Here is a 19572-nt window from a genome sequence, read left to right as displayed (position 1 = left end):
GGTAACGGCCGTTTTTGCCGCCGCCAGTTAGTTCAAAAAACCTGACAGGTCATAGAAGACCTGTCAGGTCAGGTTTGCAAAATCAGATCAGGCCGTATCAGATTCTTCCGACGGCGCGTCGCCCTTTTCCTGCGGCGTAAATTGATTTGCCAGCTCGCCCAGACCTTCAGACAGCCAGCGTAAGCCCTGCACAAACCCGGTGCGCGCCCGCGTGCCAATGTCCGAAGTTTCGACGCGGGTCTTCAGCTCTTCGGCCTCACCCTTAATCTTTTCCGTCGTCTCGCTGGCTTTTACCTCGCGGATAACCTGGTCCACTTCCTTAACAAAGGACTGCATCCCTTCGCGGACCTCTTTCTCCACCCGCTTGCGCTCTTCGCTGTCCCAGGCCGATTGCAATGTTTCCGCAAATTGGCGACCCAGTTTCTGGAATTCAGCGGCTATATCCAATCTGCTCGTCTTGTCCTTCACTTCATCTTCTTCGATCACGATGTGTTCGGTGTTCAATTTTTCTTGTGCTTTTAAGTCGTCCACATTGGGGGTTTGTTGATCATTCATGTTATGTCACTCCTTGTCTTGCCTGATAACTTGCGGGCAGCCAATTGTGGCGCTGCCCGGTATTCTATACGCCTGTTACAAAACCAGGTTGCATATTAACCAAACCTGATTTTTTTGCTGCTGCCAGTGCAGCGCCAGACTGCGCCAGACTTCGGACATTAATCTTCGGCGCGGCGCAAGGACCAATCATCCAGGAACCAGCCGTTGTTGGCGATAGCGTGGTTGCCACGAATAGCCGCGCCCAGGCGCACTGTTTGCGCCTCGCTGATGGTGAAGGGGTAGGTAAAGCTGTTTTTCCGACCAAATGTCGGCCGCAGCCAGCCATCAGCCGCGGGAGCGATAAAACGGACCTCACCCGATTCCGGATCGTCGGCCCAGATTTTGCGGTCGCCGTCCCAAGCCATCACCAGGTCGGGGAAAAGGTTGATTTCTAACTTGTACTGACCCGGTTCCAGGTAAACGTCGCGGAACAGGCGAAAGCTGATAGCGCCGTTGCCTTTGAAGGCTTTCACGGTGTAACGGCCGTCCCAAATAAACAGCGCATGTTCGTAAGCCGGCAGAAACTCGGCCGACAACACGCGCACTTCCGGGCGGCGGTACACATCCCACACCTCCACGCCAAAGCCGGTAGGGCCTTCGTCGTATTCAAACGACCAGCCATTGGGCAGCTGCAGTTCCGCCTGCCCACCCATCAGATAATCCCCTTCTTCAAAAGAAGAATTAGGCAATAAATTACCACCCCAGACCAGGTTGTTGGGATCAGAGGTGGCGCTGGGTAAGGGTGTGGGGGTGTCTGTGGGCGGCACGGCCGTCGCCGTGGCCGGGGGTGTGCTGGAGCTAACCGGTGTGCGCGTCGGGGGGAATGTGGCCGAGGGGGCAGCTGTGGCGCGGGCCGCAATGGTCGGGACAGTGGTGGCAGAGTGTACCTCAGGGGCAACGGCCGTCCAGGTGGGTGGTACATTCAGGCCAACTGCCTCTGCCGAAGGCGCAGCGGCGGCAACAGCGGCAACAGCGGCCCGCGTGGGTAGAGCTGTCGCCGGCGTTTCCGCCCGGCAGCCGGAAATAGTCAGGATACTCAGCCAGACCATAACGTATGTGAATAAACCCTGTGAGCGCATGGTTTGCCGCTGCATGGATACGCTGCTCCTTACGGCCGTTGGCAAAATTGCGGGTACGGCCGTCGGAAATAACAATCCTGCCTAAGCCACACTTGACAATTGAGCAAGGTTGGTTATTAATAGTAGCAGATAACAGGCGGGATAACCTCAATAAATTACCCCCTTTCACATCAAATCGCAGACGAACAGACATCTCCGCGAATGACGTTTAACAAGCCTGTACGATTGGACAACCAGACGCAGCCACCGGTATGCGTTATTTTGCGTCCTTGAACAACCGGGCCAGCCGTAACGCGGCAAATTCAAAAACGGACTGGAAGTATAAAATAAGGTAGAGAGTATGCAATCAACAACACAATTTTCGGGCCTGACCATGCCTGTTTTTACAGCCTTTGGTTGGGCAGGTGAAGAAACAGCCATCAAATACGCTCTGGCGCAGTTAGAGCTTTTTATCGCTGAGCTGCACCGCGTCTTACCGCGGCAGGTTCAGGAGCGTTTTCCCCACCATGGGCTGAACAAAGAAAGCCAGTTGGTCTATCTTTCAACGGCCGAAAACGCCAGCGACGATATCGCCATCTCCTTTTTTGCCCGCCCCATGAGCCTGGAACTGCAACTGACTGTCTCTAACGAGGCCATCTTAACCAAGATATACCGTCAGGCAGAAAAAGAACCCGCTTTGTGCCATCGCCTGATCACCGAAATTGGGCCAGAGTGGTCTTTACGTGTGCAGCAGACGCAGGTAGATGCAGATTCGCAGGAAACGGCCCATTATCAGGATTTGTTCAAAGACAGCGTGGCCGCCCTGGACGAAGCCACATCAATGGCCGTGATGAGTAAAGCCAGCTATCTAAACAGCGATCCGCGCTGGTTGGTTCCCCTTTATCTTTCCCGGCGATTTGAGTCGGAACGGGTGGCGGCCATGGGCACGGCCGTTACCCAGGTCCTGAGCGAACAAGTAGCCCGGCTTATGCCTGTTTTGGATTTCCTCACCGGTAAAACGGCGCGCAAAAAGCCCAGACCAAAAACCCGAGTCCGAGCCATCGTCGAAACGGCCGTTGATCTGGAAGAAGACCAACCAGACACAGCCGAGATGTTCACCTACGTAGCCGAACTAAAACCGCTCCATTTGCGCCAGGGTTTTATCAACCTCACCCCTAAACATTGGCCCTTTTTCCAGGTTAATTCGCGCACAGAGACACGGCCGGTCACCGTCTATTACGAAGGGATTTACGACAAAGAGTGTTCCGTCTGGCGGCTGCTGCCCGATGACCGGGCGCGCCTGGTACTTAGCCCATCGCTGCATGAATGGCTGGAAGAGAACTTCACCCTGCAAGACCAGATTCACGTTACAGCGCGCAAATTAGGCGAAAATGAGATTCAGATCTCCCTGCGAGCGGTAAAGGAAACGACCGAGTAACGGCCGTCGCCCACCCCCCATCTTTACCCATCACAAAAGGGCGTTTACATCAACGCCCTTTTTATTTGGGCAAAACGCCGCAACGTGGTAACTTTCAACCGTCGGGCGTGTTATTGGCAGTGGACCAACAACACCCACAGATAAATAGGAAAAACCAGTTATGGCTAGAACAAAAATCGTCGCCACCATCGGCCCGGCCAGCAGCAACCCAGAGACCATTCGCCACATGCTGGCTGCCGGCATGACCGTTGCGCGTATCAACTTCTCTCATGGCGATCACGCCTCCCACACACACACCATCAACATGCTGCGGCGCGTCGCCACCGCCGAAGGCAAAGTCCTGGCAATTCTGGGCGACCTGCAAGGCCCCAAAATTCGCCTGGGACACGTTAAAACCGGCGGTATTCAGCTCGCCCTGGGCGACGAAATCGTCTTCACCCCTCACCGCGGCCAACCCGCCATGATCCATCTGCCCCATCCCAACCTCATCGCAGTGATTCAACCAGGCAAGCGATTGGTCATTGGCGATGGCGAAGTGGAATTGGTGGTAGACGAAAAAAAAGGGGATACGTTGCGCTGCGTTGTCACTGTCGCCGGTCTGATGGAGTCACGCAAGGGGGTGAACGCCCCCGGCACAGACCTGCCCATCTCCAGCATCACCGACAAAGACAAAGAGGATTTACGCCTGATTTGCGAACTGGCGTTGGACTACGTCGCTCTCTCCTTTGTGCGCTCGGCGCAAGACGTGTATGAATTACAATCCTTAATGGATGGGCTGGGAATGCAAATTCCGATCATCGCCAAGATTGAAAAGGTCGAAGCCATCACCGAACTGGAGTCTATCCGCGACGCCGCCGATGGCATGATGGTTGCCCGCGGCGATTTGGGCATCGAAGTGCCGCCGCAGGAAGTGCCTGTCTTGCAAAAGCGCATCATTCGCTGCTGCAACGATGTGGGCAAACCGGTCATTACCGCCACCCAAATGCTGCAATCCATGATCGAACACCCGCGCCCCACCCGCGCCGAAGCCAGCGACGTAGCCAACGCCATTCTGGATGGCACAGACGCGGTGATGCTGTCCGGCGAGACTGCCACCGGCAAATTCCCTGTCGAAGCCGTGATGATGATGCAGCAAATCGGTGAAATTATCGAGAAGGAGTTTCCTTACAACGAATGGCGCCAGCGGCGACAGCGCGCCTCCAAAACCAGCGTCACGCGCGCCATGAGTACGGCAAGCTGCGACGTGGCCGAGCAAATTCAGGCGCGGGCCATCGTTTGTTCTACCATGACCGGATACACGGCGCAGCAAATCGCCCGCCACCGCCCCCCTATTTCCATTCTGGCCGTCTCGCCATCACCGATAACCCAGCGGCGGCTGGCGCTGGTCTGGGGCGTGGAATGCTTGTTGGTGGATGATGTTCAAGATACGGACGATTTACTGGAGCAGACAATTGGGGTGTTACGGCCGTATGGCCTGGAAAATGGCGATGCTATCGTCATCACCGCCGGCGTGCCTTTTGGCTCCAACGCCCAAAGCAACCTGATCCAGGTTCACGAGTTTGTGTAATAGCGGTGAGCCGTAAGCCGTAAGCCATGAGCCAAACACGGAACACGGAATACGGGATACGGAATACAGAACACCCGCCCGTTACTTTCCCGGCCTGAATCTTGTATAATCTAAATGTGCCCTTGTCGGTCCATAGGAGAAAAAAGATGGTTCAAGATTCACAGACGAACTATTCCCGCTCAGAGTGGGAGCCACCCACTGTTCAGACGTTGGAAGATACCGGCCTGACCGCCGGTTTTGTACAAGACCTCACCCTAAAAGTCATGTATCTGCGCGGGCAAGTGACCGGGCGAGCCATTGCCGAAATCATTCATTTGCCTTTTCAGGGGGTCGTCAGCCCTGGTCTCGACTTTTTGAAGCGGGAGCAGATGTGCGAAGTCAAGGGCGCCGGCAGTCTGGGACCCGCGTCTTATGAATATGTCATCACCACCAAAGGCATGGCCCGCACCCGCGAACTCATGGAGCGCACCACTTACGTCGGTCCCGCGCCCGTGCCCTGGGAAGAGTATATAAAAGCCATCGAAGCGCAAAAAGGGCGCCGCCTGGCAGTGAACCCCGTCTCGATGAAAAAAGCGCTCTCCCACCTGACTTTAGAGGAATCGGTCTTTAATAAAATTGGGCCGGCCGCCAACTCTGGCAAATCTATGTTTTTGTATGGGCCGCCGGGCAATGGCAAAACCACCATTGCCGAAGCCATTGGCCGGATGATTTTGAAAGATGATATGTACATCCCCTACGCCGTGGAAGTGGATGGACAAATCATCAAAGTTTACGACGAAATCAACCACAAAGCCGTCATAGAGGCGGCCGAGCGGAGCAATACTGGTTCATTAAGTGGGCGCAGACTGGATGCGCGCTGGATTCGCATTCAACGGCCGGTCATCATGGTCGGCGGCGAACTGACCCTGGATGGTCTGGAATTGAACTACGACCCAATCAACAAATACTATGAGGCCCCTTTCCAAATGAAGGCCAATGGCGGCATGTTCCTGATTGATGATTTTGGTCGGCAGCAGGTACGTCCGCGCGACTTATTGAACCGCTGGATTGTGCCGATGGAAAAAAATATAGATTTTTTGTCGCTGCACACCGGCCGTAAGATGGAAGTGCCTTTTGCCGTGTTGATCGTTTTTTCAACCAATTTACCACCCCGCGACCTGGTGGACGAGGCGTTTCTACGCCGCATCCGCCACAAGATTGAAATTTCGTCGCCTTCTTTTGATGGCTACCGGGAAATTTTCAAACGCGCCTGCCAGCAGCGCAACGTGCGCTACGACGAGCAAATTGTGCGCTATTTATTGCAGGAATATTACATCAAGCGCAATCAGAAATTACGCGCCAGCCACCCACGAGACCTGCTGGACCAATTGGCGGACATCGCCGATTATCTGGGCGTTGAACCGCAGTTGACCAAAGAGATGATTGACCGGGCGGCCGATGCGTATTTTGTGAACTTATGACGGCGAGGTTGGTGAGTTGGTAGGCTGAAAACCAATGAACGCACCAACCAACTTGCCCAATCAATTCTCATCCATGACAAACTGGTTTACCTCTTCAACCTCGTCTTCAGACCCATTGGTGATTGGGCATCGTGGGGCCAGCGCCGACGCGCCGGAGAATACGATGGCGGCTTTTGCCCTGGCGCTGACGCAAGGGGCAGATGGCATTGAGTTCGACGTACAGCTCTCGGCTGATGGTGTGCCAGTGGTGATGCACGACGCGGATGTAACCCGAATGACCACGGGCGACGGCCGTGTAGCCAATCTCTCTTTGGCGGCGCTGCAAAGCCTGGAAATGGCTCAGGGCCAGCGCATCCCCACCCTGGACGACGTGCTGGGCGCATTTGGGCGGCAGTTGTTGTACAACATTGAAGTGAAAGATTTTGGCTGGCGTGAACGAGGCACGGAAACGGCCGTTGCCGACCGTATCCGCGCCCATCACCTGAAAGACAACGTCCTGGTATCCTCTTTCAACCCCCTGGCTCTGCGCCGCTTGCGCCGCTGCCTGCCGCCGGGCGTGCCCATCGCCCTCATCCGCGACGCTGGCTGGCGGCAATATGGCTACCTGCTGGCCGATGGCGCAGCCGACCACCCCCATCACGCCCTGGTAGACGCCAGGTACATGGCCTGGGCCAGGCAGCGCAGCTATCGGGTCAATGTCTGGACGGTGGATGATCCGGCCGAAGCGCGCCGTCTGGCAGCATTAGGCGTTCATGGCCTCATTACCAATCAACCGGCGAATATTCGGGACAACCTGAACCGCCCATAACAGGAGGGTTCTGATGCGGGTAAAAGTGATCTTAAACCCTTACGCCAACCGTTGGGGAGCGCAAGAGCGGCAGACGGCCGTCGCTGCGGCCTGCCGCGCCGCAGGCCTGGAATTTGACATTCATGTCACCCACGGACCGGGCGAAGGGACCGAAGTAGCAAAAACGGCCGTATCTGAGCAGTATAGCGCCGTCATTGCCGCCGGCGGCGATGGGACCATCAGCGAGGTCGCCAATGGTCTGCTGGCTGTCGCCTCCGAGGGTCAGCCGACCCTTCCCCTGGGCATCTTTCCCATTGGCTCAGCCAACGACTTTGCCAAAATGCTGAACTATCCGCTGGAATTGGAGGCGACAGCCCGTTATATGGCCAGCGGCAAAACGCGCCAGATTGACGTGGGACGGATGAACGTGGACGGCCGTATCCATTACTTCAACAACAACAGCGCCCTGGCCATGGAACCGATGGTCACGCTGGAACACATCAAAATCACCCGCATCAGCGGCGAACTGCGCTACCTGGTGGCCCTGCTGCGCGGCATCATCAAACTGAAAGCGTGGCAAATGGAGATTGTCTGGGACGACGGCCGTTACGATGGCCCCACATTCCTGCTGTCTGTGTGCAACGGTCCACGCACCGGCGGTTTTATGATGTCACCCGGCGCCGAATTTGACGACGGCCTGCTCAACTATGTGCTGGCGCCAGAAGTGTCTAAGGGCACGTTTTTGGGGATGCTGCTGCGTTTGATGAAGGGAACCCATCTGTCCCACCCCAAAGTTATCTCCGGGGCGACACGCCGATTGGCAATTCGCAGCCAACCCGGAACGCCCATTCACGCCGACGGCGAAATTCTCAGCGAAACGGCCAAGGTCATTACCTATGAAGTTTTGCCGGATAAGCTGACCTTATTGGGGGGATGAAATGAGACTGGGTGGGTTTGCCTAAACCCTTGAGGGCTGTCTATATTCGCAAAAATCATAATCTGACATTTTGTTACCTTGTCAGATGTCACCATCTCAGACCTATTTTAGCTCCTGGTACAGACGGCGCAGATTGGCTTTGTGCAGGTCTACCACCAGGCCATTGAGCGGGATGCGCGACTTGCCGCACGCTTCAATGTCTATGCTGTCCAGCGCGTCAAGCGATTTGCCCCGTTCCAGGATTTGGGAAACGGCCGTTTTAATCGCCGCCAGATAAGCCAGATCATCGTCTATTACCGCCTGCACTTCACCGCGCAAAATCACTTCGCCGTGGCCGCGCACCACCGTGTCTGGCTCCAGCGCCAGGATGGCGTGCAGCGATTGCACCAGGTCGGTGTAGCGGCCATCAAAAAAAGTGGGGACTGGCATGGCATTATCGGCGGCAAACAAAATGCGATCATTGGTGACGAATACGGCCGTTATATCCAGGCTGTGTCCGGGATGATGATGCAAAGCAATCATCTTCCCCCCCACGTACAGATTCATCACGCCATCGGCATAAACCATGTCTGGCAGCACAATATGTACATCGGCCAGGTCGGTCTGCTGCGTTTTGGCATCTTCCAGCCCTTCCCGCCCCAACGTGTCCAACAATTCCCGGCACAAAACATGGCTGATAACCTGGGCGCGGGGAAACAGATACGTGCCTTGCGAATGGTCAGCGTGATAATGGGTATTGATCACATACCTCACCGGATAACCCAGACGCTCTTCGAGAAATTCCTTAATCGCCAGCGTCTCTTCCGGGTAGTAAAGTGTGTCAACGAGTACAACGCCTTCCTTTGTGATAATGGCGCCTGCTGTCACCTGGGCGTAACGTTTGCTCGTAAAGACATAGATGTCGTCAGCAATGCGCTCACGAATCATAAGCGAATTTAAAATCCCTTGTTAGGCCATTGGAGGACGGTGATAGAGGAAAGGATTGAACCCAACGCCCTTACCTCTATACGCAAAATTCCAATGTAATTTTTAGAAACAAAAGCCCCTGATACAAAATCAGGGGCTTTAACCTGTTCTCATGAAGAGTGGTTAGCCCTCTTTTCATAGAAAAGAGGGACACCCCGCCATGCCGTGTGAACCTCAGATGCTTGAACCTGCTGAAGCAGGTGGGAACGTTTTCGCGAGGACTCTGCCTGGCCGCTAGGCTACTACATCCCCTCTGCGTATTGTCCGATTCCCTATCAAGTGGCGTTGGCTCAACTTTGAAATCCATCACGCACATCGCAGGGATAAGGTGGATACTAGCACACTCAACAGGCGGGCGCAAGATTTCTTAACGAAGCAATGTAGTCCTTTGGTCTAGTTGTGGCAAACGTATGACAGCTGGTAAGGCGCGGAAACGGCCGTTACCCATTCCCTGTCTCCGGCAGACCACACAACGCCACTATCGCCGCTTTGATGGTCGGGTTAACCGGAAAATGTTGTTCCAGGAAGGTGAGAATGGCGCAGGCGGCCGCCGGGCTGTGGTCGTAGCCGGGCATAAAGGCTGGCAACTGCTGCGCCAGTTGGGGGAACCGTTGTTCCAACCGCCGCTCCGCCGCAAATGGGTCGGGAAAGGTAGGCTGGGCGGTCTCCAACAGGGGCGTCAGTTCGATGAGACGGTCTACGGCATACCCCTGGATAAAACGCATGGCCGACAGCTTTTCGCCGCGCTGGAAGCGACCCAGGCCAACGTAGAGGTTGGTGAGCGCTTCCCCGACCAACCAGTCGGCATTGGCTGGGATTGGGGTGGGAGACGGCCGTTCCCCTTCCACCAGCCACCGTTCTGCCACAAAATCAGCCGCCTGCCACACAATGCGGCCGGCCGTATACACCGCGCGCGCCACTTCCTCCGGCTCAAAAACAGCAAATTCACAGAATATGCCATCGCTGAACAACAGCTTGTAGCCATCGGCGGTATTGCGAAAAACATAACCGACCGGGGCTATATCCGACAGCCAACTTAAATCCTGCAAAAAGCGCTCTTTGCTGCCCGGCTGCACAACAGAGAAAAAATCCAGGTCAGAATAAGCATCCAGCCGCGCCAAGTCCGTGCCGCAGGAACCCAACCCCAGCAGCGCCAAGCCCCGGCCGCTGCGCGCCAGCGACCGGCCAATGTCATCCAATCGTTCCAGGAGGGCTTGTGGTGTTTGGGGCATAGGTCCAGTGCGTTTCAACGGCGTCCTATTTTGACTTCTCTTGCAACCTGTTACTGGCCGTAAACCGAAGTCCGTAGCCCGTTTTCCGTTGGCACTTGCCAGAGGTAGCGCCCTACGGAATACCGACTACGGTTTACCGAATACGTGTACTAGCTGTTGGGAAAGATGACAGCTTCTTTGCCGGCGAGTTTGTCCTGAATGCGCTCGATGACGATATCTAGATGGCGCGGCTGCTGCACAAAATTCAGATCAGCCGTGGGGATGGTGAGGACGGGGCAGAGATCGAAGTTGTTCAACCACTCGTCGTAAAAACTTTCCAGCAGGCCCAGGTATTCGGTCGAGACGCCGCTTTCGATGGCCCGGCCGCGGCTGCGAATGCGCTCCATCAAAACCGGCACGGGGCATTGCAGGTAGAGCAGCAAGCTGGGCGCGGGCAGCCCGCCGACCACCAGATCATACACCTGGCGATAGGCGTGATAATCGCGCTCGTTGAGGTTGCCCATATGGTGCAAAGCGCGGGCAAAGATGAAGGCGTCTTCGTAGATGCTGCGGTCGGCGATGGCCGATTCCGGCCGTTCGGCCATCTCCAGGTGCTGCTGCGCCCGGTGGCCCAGGAAAAACACCTGCAAATGGAACGACCAGCGGCGCATGTCGGCGTAAAAATCGGGCAGGTAAGGATTATCGGACACCGATTCGTAGCCGGCGCGCCAGCCCAACCGCGCCCCAATGCGTTCGGTAAGTGATGTTTTGCCGGCCCCAATGTTGCCGGCGACGAGGATGAAGCGTTTCATGGTTAGTTGGGAGTTGGGAGTTGTTAGTTGATAGCTTCTTCACGAACCACTATCAACTGCTCTTCTGCACTTTCGCCCAGGTGTCGCGCAGGCCGACGGTGCGGTTGAAGACGAGGTTGTCCGGGGTGCTGTCGCTGTCTACGACAAAATAGCCCTGGCGCATGAATTGGAATGTGTCGCCTACTCTGGCTGCGGCTAGATCAGGTTCCAACTGGCAGCCAGTGAGGGTTTCTAGCGAGTTGGGGTTGAGATTGGCGGTGAAGTCCCGGCCTTCGGCGGCGTTTTCGGGGAAGGGATCGGTGAAGAGACGGTCGTAGAGGCGCAGTTCGGCGGTGACGGCGTGTTGGGCGGAAACCCAGTGGATGGTGCCTTTGACTCTACGGCCGTCACTCGGATTCCCCCCTCTCGACGCCGGATCATACGTGCAGTGCAAGGCCGTTACATTACCAGCAGCGTCTTTCTCGGCCGAGTCACAGGTGACGAGGTACGCGCCCAAGAGTCGCACTTCCCGGCCCGGTCCCAGCCGGAAGAAATTGCTGGGTGGGTTGTCCAGGTAATCTTCCTGCTCGACATAAATTTCGCGCGAGAAGGGCACAATGCGCGTTTCGCTGTTTTCTTTGTCTTGCGGATGGGTGGGTACTTCAAACTCTTCCACCATGTTTTCCGGGTAGTTGGTGATGATGAGTTTTAACGGCCGTACCACTGCCATCGCCCGCGGCGCAAACTGGTTCAAATCATCGCGCAGCACATGTTCTAGCATTTCAATTTCAACGGTGCTGTTGGCTTTGGCGATGCCGATCATCTCGGCAAATTTTTGCAGCGTTTCCGGCGTATAGCCCCGGCGGCGCAGGCCGCGAATGGTCGGCATACGCGGGTCGTCCCAGCCATCCACGTATTTTTCCTCCACCAGGCGGCGCAGTTTCCGTTTGCTCATCACGGTGTACGTCAGGTTCAGGCGGGCAAATTCGATTTGCTGCGGCGCGTGGATGCCCAGGTTTTCAATGAACCAGTCATACAAGGGCCGGTGGTCCTCAAATTCCAACGTGCAAATCGAATGGGTAATGCCTTCGATCGAGTCGGATTGGCCGTGCGCCCAATCGTACATGGGGTAGATGCACCATTCGCTGCCGGTGCGCGGGTGTTCGGCGTGCAAAATGCGGTACATCACCGGGTCGCGGAAGTTGATGTTGGGCGAAGCCATATCTATTTTGGCGCGTAAGACGCGGGAGCCATCGGGGAATTCCCCCTTTTTCATGCGCTCAAACAGGTCCAGGTTTTCAGCGATGGGACGGTCGCGGTAGGGGCTGTTTTTGCCTGGCTCTGTCAGCGTGCCGCGATATTGGCGGATTTCTTCGGCCGTCAGGTCATCCACATAGGCTTTGCCGTCTTTAATCAGTTGGATGGCCCATTGGTAAAGCTGCTCGAAGTAATCGGAGGCGTAAAACAGCCGGTCTTCCCAATCCGCGCCCAGCCAGCGCACATCGTCGGTGATGGCGTCTATAAATTCTTGCTCTTCTTTCAGCGGGTTGGTGTCGTCGAAGCGGAAGTTGAATTTGCCGTTGTAGGCGCGGGCAATACCGTAATTGAGCAAGATAGACTTGGCATGACCGATGTGCAGGTAGCCATTGGGTTCAGGTGGGAAACGGGTTTGGACACGGCCGTTAAAACGGCCGTTCGCCATATGTTCATCAATTATATTGGTAATAAAGTTGGAACTGCTTATCTCTTCACTCATGGTTTGCTTCCGTTGCTGTCTGTGAATTGTATCGGGCGAGTTGTTCGGTGTTCGGTGTTTTAGTGACGGACAACGGCCGTCTCGCCCAACCCGCAGGATTATAACCGAGCAACCTGGACTCTGCACGCCATCCACTTAGCTGCCTCTCATGCCTGCTATACAAAATCTCAATCCCACCTTTACCTTTTCTTTACAATTGTCCGCTATCGTAGTGAGTATGAACAACCGAGGCCAATGGCTGGCCTCCGCCCTGAGGGGCGCAATTCTAAACCGTACAAGGAGATTCAACATGATCAAAAGTCTAATGTATATGTTTTTAGGTGGGATCGTTGCCCTGGGCCTGGTGTTTGGTGGCTACGCCGCCTTTGCCCAAACAACGGACGAAGGAACGGCTGCGCCAGACACATCCGGCGACAGCATTCAACAAGACACAGTGCCCGGTCTTTCAATGCCCGGTTTTTCGCTGCGCGGCAACGGCCGTTTCGGTGGCTCCCATGGCCCAGGTAATCGCAGCGGTCTGGCTGTAGACAACGATGCTCTCTTAGCCGAAGCTCTGGGCATTACCACGGACGAATTACAGACCGCCAAACAAACCGCCCACGCCGCCATCATCGCCCAGGCCGTCGCTGATGGCTTGTTAACCCAAGACCAGGCAGACGCGATGTTGAATGGTGAGTTTGGCCGCCACGACGGCTTTGGCTTTGGCGGACGCGGTTACGGGTTGGGCAGCGCGGATCATGCCACCTACCTGGCCGAAGCGTTGGGCATCTCGGTCGAAGCGCTAAACGCCGCGCAAGAAGCGGCCCGCGCCGCCGCCCGACAGCAGGCGCTGGACGAAGGACTCATCACCCAAGAGCAGTTGGACCTGATAACGGCCGCGCAAACACTCAAAGACGCCACTGATCAGGACGCTATAATGGCCGAAATCTTGGGCGTGACGGTGGAAGAATTCCAGGCAGCCAGAGAAGCGCGCACCGTGCAAGACCTGGTGGACGCCGCCGGCTTGACCCAGGCTGAGTTGATAACGGCCGTACAAGCAGCCCACCAGGCCGCCCTCCAACAAGCCATCGCCGATGGCCTCATCACCCAGGAACAGGCAGACGCGCTGAGCAGCGGCCGTGGTTTTGGTCTGGATGGGTTGGGCGGTGGCCGTGGCAACGGCGGGCACGGCGGTATGCGCGGCTTCGGCGCCGGCGACTGCAACCCTGGCAGCAGCACAACGCCCGACACATCTGCCCCGGCGAACACAGCATCTTCCTCCAATGCGTAGAGTTGTTAGCTGTTAGTTGTTGGTTGCGAATAGCTTACTCATCACCCCGGAACGTCGTGTTCCGGGGTGATTTTTCTTTAGAAAGCTGTAAACATGGATAGCCAGGGCTGGTTTCTTTCCGTAAAATAACGGCTATGAAATCAGAACCTGGAGAAAATGCTTGAACTTTTGGCAAAAATCATTAACGGCCGTCCCCCTTTGCCTCCTTTTCCTGATGACCGGCTGCCGACAAACCGACCCATCACTCGCACCCCTGGCGCAGCAGCCATCGCCAAAGGCTGCCTTCACCCTGACTGCCACACCACTGCCAACCGCCTCGCCAACGCCGCCGCCCACCGCCAGCCAGACACCGGTTCCCTCTCCGACGCCATCGCCCAGCCCCACGGCAACGGCAACCGCGACGGCCGTTCCCCTCAGCCTCAACGGCAATCCGCGCGCCGCCCAATTAGCCAATCTGCCTCCCCCCCAACGCGCCGCCGCCTGCGGCGTTGTGGACATTCTGGACTTCCCCATAGACCCACCAGACGCCGCCAACGTCAGCCGCGGCGGCGGCGACTTTGGCGTCTTCCGCGACCGTTACGGCAAATACCACGCCGGGGAAGATTGGGGTGCGCCGGGCGGTTTGTCTAACTTTGGGCATCCGGTCTACAACATCGGTCACGGCCGGGTGATGTATGCCGAGTCAGAAGGGTGGAACCGCGACAAAGGGGTGGTCATCATCGAGCATGTGCTGGCCGACGGCCGTTCCTTTTACTCCTTCTACGGCCACCTCGACCCGCCTTCGGTGCTGCTAGAGCCAGGCGACTGCATCCAGCGCGGCCAAACCGTCGGCAATATCGGTCGGCCGCGCTCCTCGCCCCACCTGCATTTTGAGGTTCGCACCCACATGCCCTATACGCCCGGGCCAGGCTATTGGCCCGAAGACCCGACCACCGCTGGTTGGCTGCCGCCGTCACAAACCATCTGGAACCAGCGCATGGCTGGCGCGCCGGGCGTGCTGTGGTTACGGCCGTTTCTCCCCAACAGTGTGGATCCCATCGGGCAGCCCGACGCGGCAACCTTCCTGCTACGCGAAGGCGAACAGGTAACAGCGGTAGGATTGGCTGACGGCCGTTGGCAGCCCCTCCGTCTGGACGGCGAAGCCGTGTACAGCGCCGTATTGTCCGGCGAGGTGCTGATTGTGGCCGACCGGGAAGGTCAGGTGCGCGCCTTCGGCTGGCTCAATGGCACGGCGGAACCAATGTGGCGCGTAGATTTAGGCGTCAATGGCGCGCTGACATTGTGGCCGCTGCCTGGCGGTGGCCTGGTCGCCGGGCTGGGCACGCGGCTGTGGGGGCTGGCTGATGGCGCAGTGCAATGGACGACGGATGAGGGCGCACGGCCGTTGGCCTGGGCCGCCACCGACGACGCCTTGCTCCTCTCTACCACCGGCAGCGATGAGGCGCTCTGGGCCATCACTGGCGCACATCCACCGCAAAAAATCGCCCCGTTTAGCGGCTATCCACTGGTTGCGGCAGGCGTTCCCTGGTTGGTATCTGCCAATGGGCTGTATCGGCTGGCGGAAGGGAGCGCAGCCGAACTGGTGATGGCGCTGCATCCGGCCCAACTGCGGCGCAGCACGGCCGCTGCCCTGCCGGACGGCGGCCTGCTGCTGGCCCATTCCGACCCCTTCGACCAACGCCTCATCGCCCTGGATGGCAATGGATCCCTACGTTGGCAGCGCTCCTTCGCCGGGCTGTCGGCCAGCCAGGTAACGCTGCTGACCACCAACAGCAGCGCATATCTGGCGGCGCGGGGCGGCAATGGCGAGTTGAAAGTGTATGCGGTGGATGCGGAAACGGCCGTGCTGACGCACATCTTCACCGGCGGCACACGGTCTGGAGGATGGGGGGATGGCTGGGTAACGGCCGTGGGTGACAACCTGCTGCTCTACCCCGGCGGCGGTTCTATCCTGACGCTGGATCCAGAATCCGCACAGGACCAGATAAACGCTATCAGGCCATAGTAGTCCATCAAATAAACTTTGACGATTGACGAAAAAAGAGGCATTCTTTTCGAAAACAAAAAAGAGGAAGAGATGCCAGCAAAGATATACCGAGTTACTTTAACAATTGAAGAACGTGAATCACTAACCACTCTGGTCAATAAAGGCACTTCGTGCTGATAACCGTAGATTGCCAATTGGATGCGCAATTCCGGGCGGGTACAGAGCAGGTGACGCAACGCAACCTGAATAACCGCTTATTCATTTTCGTACAGTCGTGCGCGAACAAAATCTTCAACTTGTAGCATGATTTACCCCGTAACCCAGATAGAACCATTGTAACCCAGGTTGCGGTTTTCTAGCGGGCGAGCAGGGTGAGGACGGCGCCGCTGATGAGCAGGGCAACGCCGACGAGTTTGGGTGGCGGTAATGGTTCACCTAAAAAGCGCCAACCGAGAAAAACGGCCACTACCAGACTAAACTGGCGCAATGTGCCCGCGTAGGTGGCTTTGCTAACAGTGAGGGCGTACAACACCATCACATAGGTCAGCACGTCCAGGATGGCAACCAGGACGATGGCGCGCCCGTGGCGCTGCCACTCCTGGCGGATTTGGGGGCGAGGGAAACGGCTCAGCAGGACCAGGTAAAGCAGGCAGGACACGGCCGTATAGCTGTAGTAATACACAAACGGGTGGAAATGGGACACGGCCGTTTTGTCCCACAAGGTATACCCGGCCACCGTCAGCGCCGTCAGCAGGGCAAACACGATGCCCGGCTGGCGCATTTGGCCGAGCAGACGGCCTACGTCGTCGCGGTGAAAGGATTTTAGTTGGATGACCAGCACGCCAACAACTACCAGAGCAACGGCCGTTGCCCCTACCACGTCAATCGTCTCCCCCAGAAAAAAGTAGGCCAGAAAGGGCAAAAACAAGACGCTGGAGCGAGCGACAGGGTAGGCGACGGACAAATCCACCCTCTTGTATGCCTGGGCCAAAAAAATGTAGTAGGCAAAAATAAGCCCGGCGGCCACCAGGATATACAGCCAGATGCGCCCGTGGTAGCCGGGGGGAGCGAAGCCATTGCGCGCCACAATCCAGCCAAACGGCAAAACAAACACGACGACTTCGGCAATTTTGCTGAGGCCAAAAAAGATGTCTTTCTGGTCGGCGCGTTTGGCGAGAAAGTTCCACCAGGCATGGGTGAAGGTAGAAAGCAAAATGAGGGCAAAGGGCCAGAGAGTCATAGGCTGAGTCGGCGGCAATGTGATGACATGCCCGGATTCTATCGCATTTGAGCCGGTTGATCAGTTCTTCACCTCTTTGTCCCTTTGTATAAACTCCCCAAACAGTGACAATTGGCGCACATGTGAATGATAAACGGCCGTTTCCCCCCAGCCCTCAATCAACGATAATACCTTCTGCCATAGGCGGCTTTATCAATGGAGGACAATGACGTGGAAAAGACAATCATCATCATTGGCGCCGGCGTGGCCGGGCTGGCTGCCGGATGTTACGCCCAGATGAACGGCTATCGTTCGCAGATTTTTGAACTGCACGAGATTCCTGGTGGTTTGTGTACCGCCTGGGAACGCAAAGGGTATACCGTAGATGGCTGCATCCATTACCTCTTTGGCTCCGCGCCGGGGCAGCCGTTTTACCGCGTATGGGAAGAATTGGGCGCGATTCAGGGCCGGCCGATGATCAACCATGACGAGTTTATGACCATAGTGGACGGAAACGGCCGTGCTTTCACCGCTTACGCCGACCCCGACCGCCTGGAAGCCCACATGAAGGCGCTCTCGCCGGCCGACGCCGACCTGATCGAAGCCTTTTGCGCCGGCGTGCGGCAGTTTCAGCAGTTCGACATGGCTTTGATGCAGAAAAAGCCGCGCCAACTGATGAACCCGGCCGACTGGCTGGAATTTAACCGCAAAATCGTGCCCTATGCTGTGCCATTGGCAAAATGGGGCATGACCTCGGCGCAGGAATTTGCCGCCAAATTTCAGGACCCCCTGCTGCGCTGCGCTTTCCCGCTGATGTTTGGTTGGGCGGATATTCCAGTGATGGTGGGCATGTCGGTGCTGGCGTATATGGCCACGGGCAACGCCGGTTTCCCGGCGGGCGGCTCGCTGGCCTTTGCCCAGGCCATCGAGCGGCGTTATTTGGCGATGGGCGGCGAGATTCGCTACAAGGCGCAGGTGGAGAAGATTTTGGTGGAAAACGGCCGTGCCACAGGTGTGCGTCTGTACAACGATGAAATCCACCAGGCCGATTATGTGATCTCCGCCGCCGATGGGCGGGGCACGCTGTTCGACATGCTGGGCGACGAGTTTGTGACGCCCAAGGTGCGCAAATTATACGACGGCCGTTTACCCATCCATTCGCAAATCCTGGTCGCCCTGGGCGTCAACCGCGACCTATCGGCGCTGCCCCATTGGACGACCTACCTGCTGGACAAACCGCTGCTGATCGCCGGCGAAGAGCGCACGGCCGTAGCCGTGAAACATTTTTGCTTCGACCCCAGCCTGGCCCCGGCGGGCAAATCTGTCATCCACCTGACCCTGGAGAGCAATCATGGGTATTGGCAGCGCATATACGGCCGTCGCCTCTACGACACCGAGCAGCTTCAGGTAGCCGACATTTTGATTGACTTTCTGGAAACCAAATATCCAGGCATCCGCGCCGACATTGAGATGAAAGACGTGGCGACCCCCCTCAGCTACGAACGCTACACCGGCAACTGGCTCGGCTCCACCTGCGGCTGGCTGCTCACCGACAAAACGATGATGATGATGGTGAAAGGCATGAGCAAAACGCTGCCCAACCTGGAGGGTTTTTACATGGCCGGGCAGTGGGTGGAGCCAGGCGGCAGCGTGCCCATCGTCGCCATGTCTGGGCGCAACGTGATTCAGTTGATTTGTCATCGGGATGGGCGGGAATTTGTGACGGCGACCGCCTGAACGGAGAAGCTGGACTAAACACAAAGGGCGCAAAAAGCGCAAAGTTTATTTGCGTTTTTTGCGCCCTTTGTGGCCAAAAAACCGGGACTAGACGGCCGTCTATTTAAACAATCGCTGCCAGAAACCGCGCACCTTCGCGCCAACGGATTCATCGCCCGCCTTGGGTTTGGCCTGTTTGCCACTCTTCTTCCCGCTGCCGCTAAAACCTTTGGCCTGACGATTTTTTTGCACTTCTTTGTCAAAAACCTTCTTTGTCATCCATCCTCCATCAAATTCCACCAAGTGATTGCAATGATTATACAAAGCTGTGTGACAAGAACATAGAAATTGGTCAGGCAATTTTTGTGGCCGGCATTGTCAGAATTTCCAGTTGGGTCAGGTAAATCATCGCCTCGGCAAATGTTGCGCCGCACATCTCCGGGTCGGGCCTTAACCGACGGCAAACTTCAGGGTAATTGGCCTGGCCGTGAATAGTACACTCGTTGTCGGCGGACAGATTGACGCAGCGTACACCGGCCGGTTTGCCGCCGGGCATACCAGGAATGGGTGACGATATGGAGATAGCAATACAACACGCCCCGCAGCCACGCCGACAATCCATCATTTGCCTCGTAAAACGCAATACCTGCTTTTGAGTGATAACAAAAAAGACTCGCATAAGCGAGTCTTTGGCCTGAGCTGAGGGACCTGGATTCGAACCAGGAACGACGGAGTCAGAGTCCGCTGTTTTACCGTTAAACTATCCCTCAAAGAATGGGCTGCATTGTACCAAAAGGTACAATGCCCGGCAAATG

Annotated in this window: 17 protein-coding genes, 1 tRNA gene and 1 other RNA gene; 8 read left to right on the top strand and 11 right to left on the bottom strand. The window is 56.6% G+C overall.

The window, feature by feature from the left end:
- Nucleotides 1–87 precede the first annotated feature (87 nt).
- Together IPM39_07420 and IPM39_07415 are read right to left on the bottom strand one after the other, a co-directional pair.
- Nucleotides 88–555 carry a hypothetical protein gene (locus IPM39_07420; protein ID MBK8985898.1) on the bottom strand — a complete coding sequence of 156 codons (468 nt, stop codon included), beginning with the start codon at nt 553–555 and terminating at the stop codon, nt 88–90.
- A gap of 158 nt (nt 556–713) precedes the next feature.
- A complete protein-coding gene (locus IPM39_07415) occupies nt 714–1748 on the bottom strand; it encodes a hypothetical protein (GenBank protein ID MBK8985897.1) in 1035 nt (344 codons plus the stop codon).
- Between the two features lie 265 nt (nt 1749–2013).
- Between IPM39_07415 and IPM39_07410 the strand changes: the two genes are divergently transcribed.
- The 5 genes from IPM39_07410 (at nt 2014) to IPM39_07390 (ending at nt 7841) form a co-directional block, all read left to right on the top strand.
- Nucleotides 2014–3090 (top strand): hypothetical protein, encoded by a 1077-nt coding sequence (locus tag IPM39_07410; protein MBK8985896.1) that lies wholly within the window; start codon nt 2014–2016, stop codon nt 3088–3090.
- A 160-nt stretch (nt 3091–3250) separates the two neighbouring features.
- Nucleotides 3251–4657 carry a pyruvate kinase gene (gene pyk / locus IPM39_07405; GenBank protein MBK8985895.1) on the top strand — a complete coding sequence of 469 codons (1407 nt, stop codon included), beginning with the start codon at nt 3251–3253 and terminating at the stop codon, nt 4655–4657.
- Between the two features lie 146 nt (nt 4658–4803).
- Entirely contained in the window at nt 4804–6117 is a 1314-nt protein-coding gene (locus IPM39_07400; protein MBK8985894.1) for an ATP-binding protein, read from the top strand.
- 34 nt (nt 6118–6151) lie between these two features.
- On the top strand, nt 6152–6925 hold the full coding sequence (locus tag IPM39_07395; GenBank protein MBK8985893.1) for a glycerophosphodiester phosphodiesterase: 774 nt from the start codon (nt 6152–6154) through the stop codon (nt 6923–6925).
- Between the two features lie 13 nt (nt 6926–6938).
- A complete protein-coding gene (locus tag IPM39_07390; protein MBK8985892.1) occupies nt 6939–7841 on the top strand; it encodes a diacylglycerol kinase family lipid kinase in 903 nt (300 codons plus the stop codon).
- 102 nt (nt 7842–7943) lie between these two features.
- Here the strand turns inward: IPM39_07390 and IPM39_07385 are convergent, their stop codons facing one another.
- The 5 genes from IPM39_07385 to IPM39_07365 form a co-directional block, all read right to left on the bottom strand.
- Entirely contained in the window at nt 7944–8768 is an 825-nt protein-coding gene (locus tag IPM39_07385; GenBank protein MBK8985891.1) for an MBL fold metallo-hydrolase, read from the bottom strand.
- A 187-nt stretch (nt 8769–8955) separates the two neighbouring features.
- A non-coding RNA gene (gene ssrS, locus IPM39_07380) (6S RNA) lies at nt 8956–9134 on the bottom strand.
- Between the two features lie 113 nt (nt 9135–9247).
- Nucleotides 9248–10039 (bottom strand): hypothetical protein, encoded by a 792-nt coding sequence (locus IPM39_07375; protein ID MBK8985890.1) that lies wholly within the window; start codon nt 10037–10039, stop codon nt 9248–9250.
- 149 nt (nt 10040–10188) lie between these two features.
- Nucleotides 10189–10830, bottom strand: coding sequence for a deoxynucleoside kinase (locus tag IPM39_07370; GenBank protein MBK8985889.1), 642 nt, complete (start codon nt 10828–10830; stop codon nt 10189–10191).
- A gap of 52 nt (nt 10831–10882) precedes the next feature.
- Nucleotides 10883–12565: a glutamine--tRNA ligase/YqeY domain fusion protein gene (locus tag IPM39_07365; GenBank protein MBK8985888.1), complete on the bottom strand. Its 1683-nt coding sequence runs from the start codon at nt 12563–12565 to the stop codon at nt 10883–10885.
- A 289-nt stretch (nt 12566–12854) separates the two neighbouring features.
- Here IPM39_07365 and IPM39_07360 point away from each other — a divergent pair, with 289 nt between their 5' ends.
- Complete coding sequence (locus IPM39_07360) at nt 12855–13835, top strand: hypothetical protein (protein ID MBK8985887.1); 981 nt, start codon at nt 12855–12857, stop codon at nt 13833–13835.
- Nucleotides 13836–13995: 160 nt separating this feature from the next.
- Nucleotides 13996–15840 (top strand): peptidoglycan DD-metalloendopeptidase family protein, encoded by a 1845-nt coding sequence (locus tag IPM39_07355; GenBank protein ID MBK8985886.1) that lies wholly within the window; start codon nt 13996–13998, stop codon nt 15838–15840.
- A gap of 337 nt (nt 15841–16177) precedes the next feature.
- Here the strand turns inward: IPM39_07355 and IPM39_07350 are convergent, their stop codons facing one another.
- Nucleotides 16178–17062: an EamA family transporter gene (locus IPM39_07350; GenBank protein MBK8985885.1), complete on the bottom strand. Its 885-nt coding sequence runs from the start codon at nt 17060–17062 to the stop codon at nt 16178–16180.
- 195 nt (nt 17063–17257) lie between these two features.
- Between IPM39_07350 and IPM39_07345 the strand changes: the two genes are divergently transcribed.
- The gene (locus tag IPM39_07345; GenBank protein ID MBK8985884.1) at nt 17258–18778 is read left to right on the top strand and encodes an NAD(P)/FAD-dependent oxidoreductase; all 1521 of its coding nucleotides are present in this window, start codon (nt 17258–17260) and stop codon (nt 18776–18778) included.
- Nucleotides 18779–18877: 99 nt separating this feature from the next.
- On the opposite strand, the gene IPM39_07340 is transcribed toward IPM39_07345, so the two are convergent.
- The 3 genes from IPM39_07340 to IPM39_07330 form a co-directional block, all read right to left on the bottom strand.
- Entirely contained in the window at nt 18878–19036 is a 159-nt protein-coding gene (locus tag IPM39_07340) for a hypothetical protein (protein MBK8985883.1), read from the bottom strand.
- A gap of 73 nt (nt 19037–19109) precedes the next feature.
- Nucleotides 19110–19379, bottom strand: coding sequence for a YkgJ family cysteine cluster protein (locus IPM39_07335; protein ID MBK8985882.1), 270 nt, complete (start codon nt 19377–19379; stop codon nt 19110–19112).
- A gap of 77 nt (nt 19380–19456) precedes the next feature.
- A tRNA-Gln gene (locus IPM39_07330) sits at nt 19457–19527 on the bottom strand.
- Nucleotides 19528–19572 lie beyond the last annotated feature (45 nt).

It is taken from the genome of Candidatus Leptovillus gracilis (assembly GCA_016716065.1).
GTDB lineage: Bacteria > Chloroflexota > Anaerolineae > Promineifilales > Promineifilaceae > Leptovillus > Leptovillus gracilis.
This window is presented reverse-complemented; position numbering and strand designations above follow the sequence as displayed.

Bases quoted from the DNA above. Each gene is read 5' to 3' on its own strand.
- IPM39_07410 (MBK8985896.1), top strand. From the start codon at position 2,014: ATGCAATCAACAACACAATTTTCGGGCCTGACCATGCCTGTTTTTACA.
- IPM39_07340 (MBK8985883.1), bottom strand. From the start codon at position 19,036: ATGACAAAGAAGGTTTTTGACAAAGAAGTGCAAAAAAATCGTCAGGCC.
- IPM39_07375 (MBK8985890.1), bottom strand. From the start codon at position 10,039: ATGCCCCAAACACCACAAGCCCTCCTGGAACGATTGGATGACATTGGC.
- IPM39_07400 (MBK8985894.1), top strand. From the start codon at position 4,804: ATGGTTCAAGATTCACAGACGAACTATTCCCGCTCAGAGTGGGAGCCA.
- IPM39_07385 (MBK8985891.1), bottom strand. From the start codon at position 8,768: ATGATTCGTGAGCGCATTGCTGACGACATCTATGTCTTTACGAGCAAA.
- IPM39_07420 (MBK8985898.1), bottom strand. From the start codon at position 555: ATGAATGATCAACAAACCCCCAATGTGGACGACTTAAAAGCACAAGAA.
- IPM39_07365 (MBK8985888.1), bottom strand. From the start codon at position 12,565: ATGAGTGAAGAGATAAGCAGTTCCAACTTTATTACCAATATAATTGAT.
- IPM39_07345 (MBK8985884.1), top strand. From the start codon at position 17,258: ATGGAGGACAATGACGTGGAAAAGACAATCATCATCATTGGCGCCGGC.
- IPM39_07395 (MBK8985893.1), top strand. From the start codon at position 6,152: ATGAACGCACCAACCAACTTGCCCAATCAATTCTCATCCATGACAAAC.
- IPM39_07370 (MBK8985889.1), bottom strand. From the start codon at position 10,830: ATGAAACGCTTCATCCTCGTCGCCGGCAACATTGGGGCCGGCAAAACA.
- IPM39_07360 (MBK8985887.1), top strand. From the start codon at position 12,855: ATGATCAAAAGTCTAATGTATATGTTTTTAGGTGGGATCGTTGCCCTG.
- IPM39_07335 (MBK8985882.1), bottom strand. From the start codon at position 19,379: ATGGATTGTCGGCGTGGCTGCGGGGCGTGTTGTATTGCTATCTCCATA.
- IPM39_07350 (MBK8985885.1), bottom strand. From the start codon at position 17,062: ATGACTCTCTGGCCCTTTGCCCTCATTTTGCTTTCTACCTTCACCCAT.
- IPM39_07390 (MBK8985892.1), top strand. From the start codon at position 6,939: ATGCGGGTAAAAGTGATCTTAAACCCTTACGCCAACCGTTGGGGAGCG.
- pyk (MBK8985895.1), top strand. From the start codon at position 3,251: ATGGCTAGAACAAAAATCGTCGCCACCATCGGCCCGGCCAGCAGCAAC.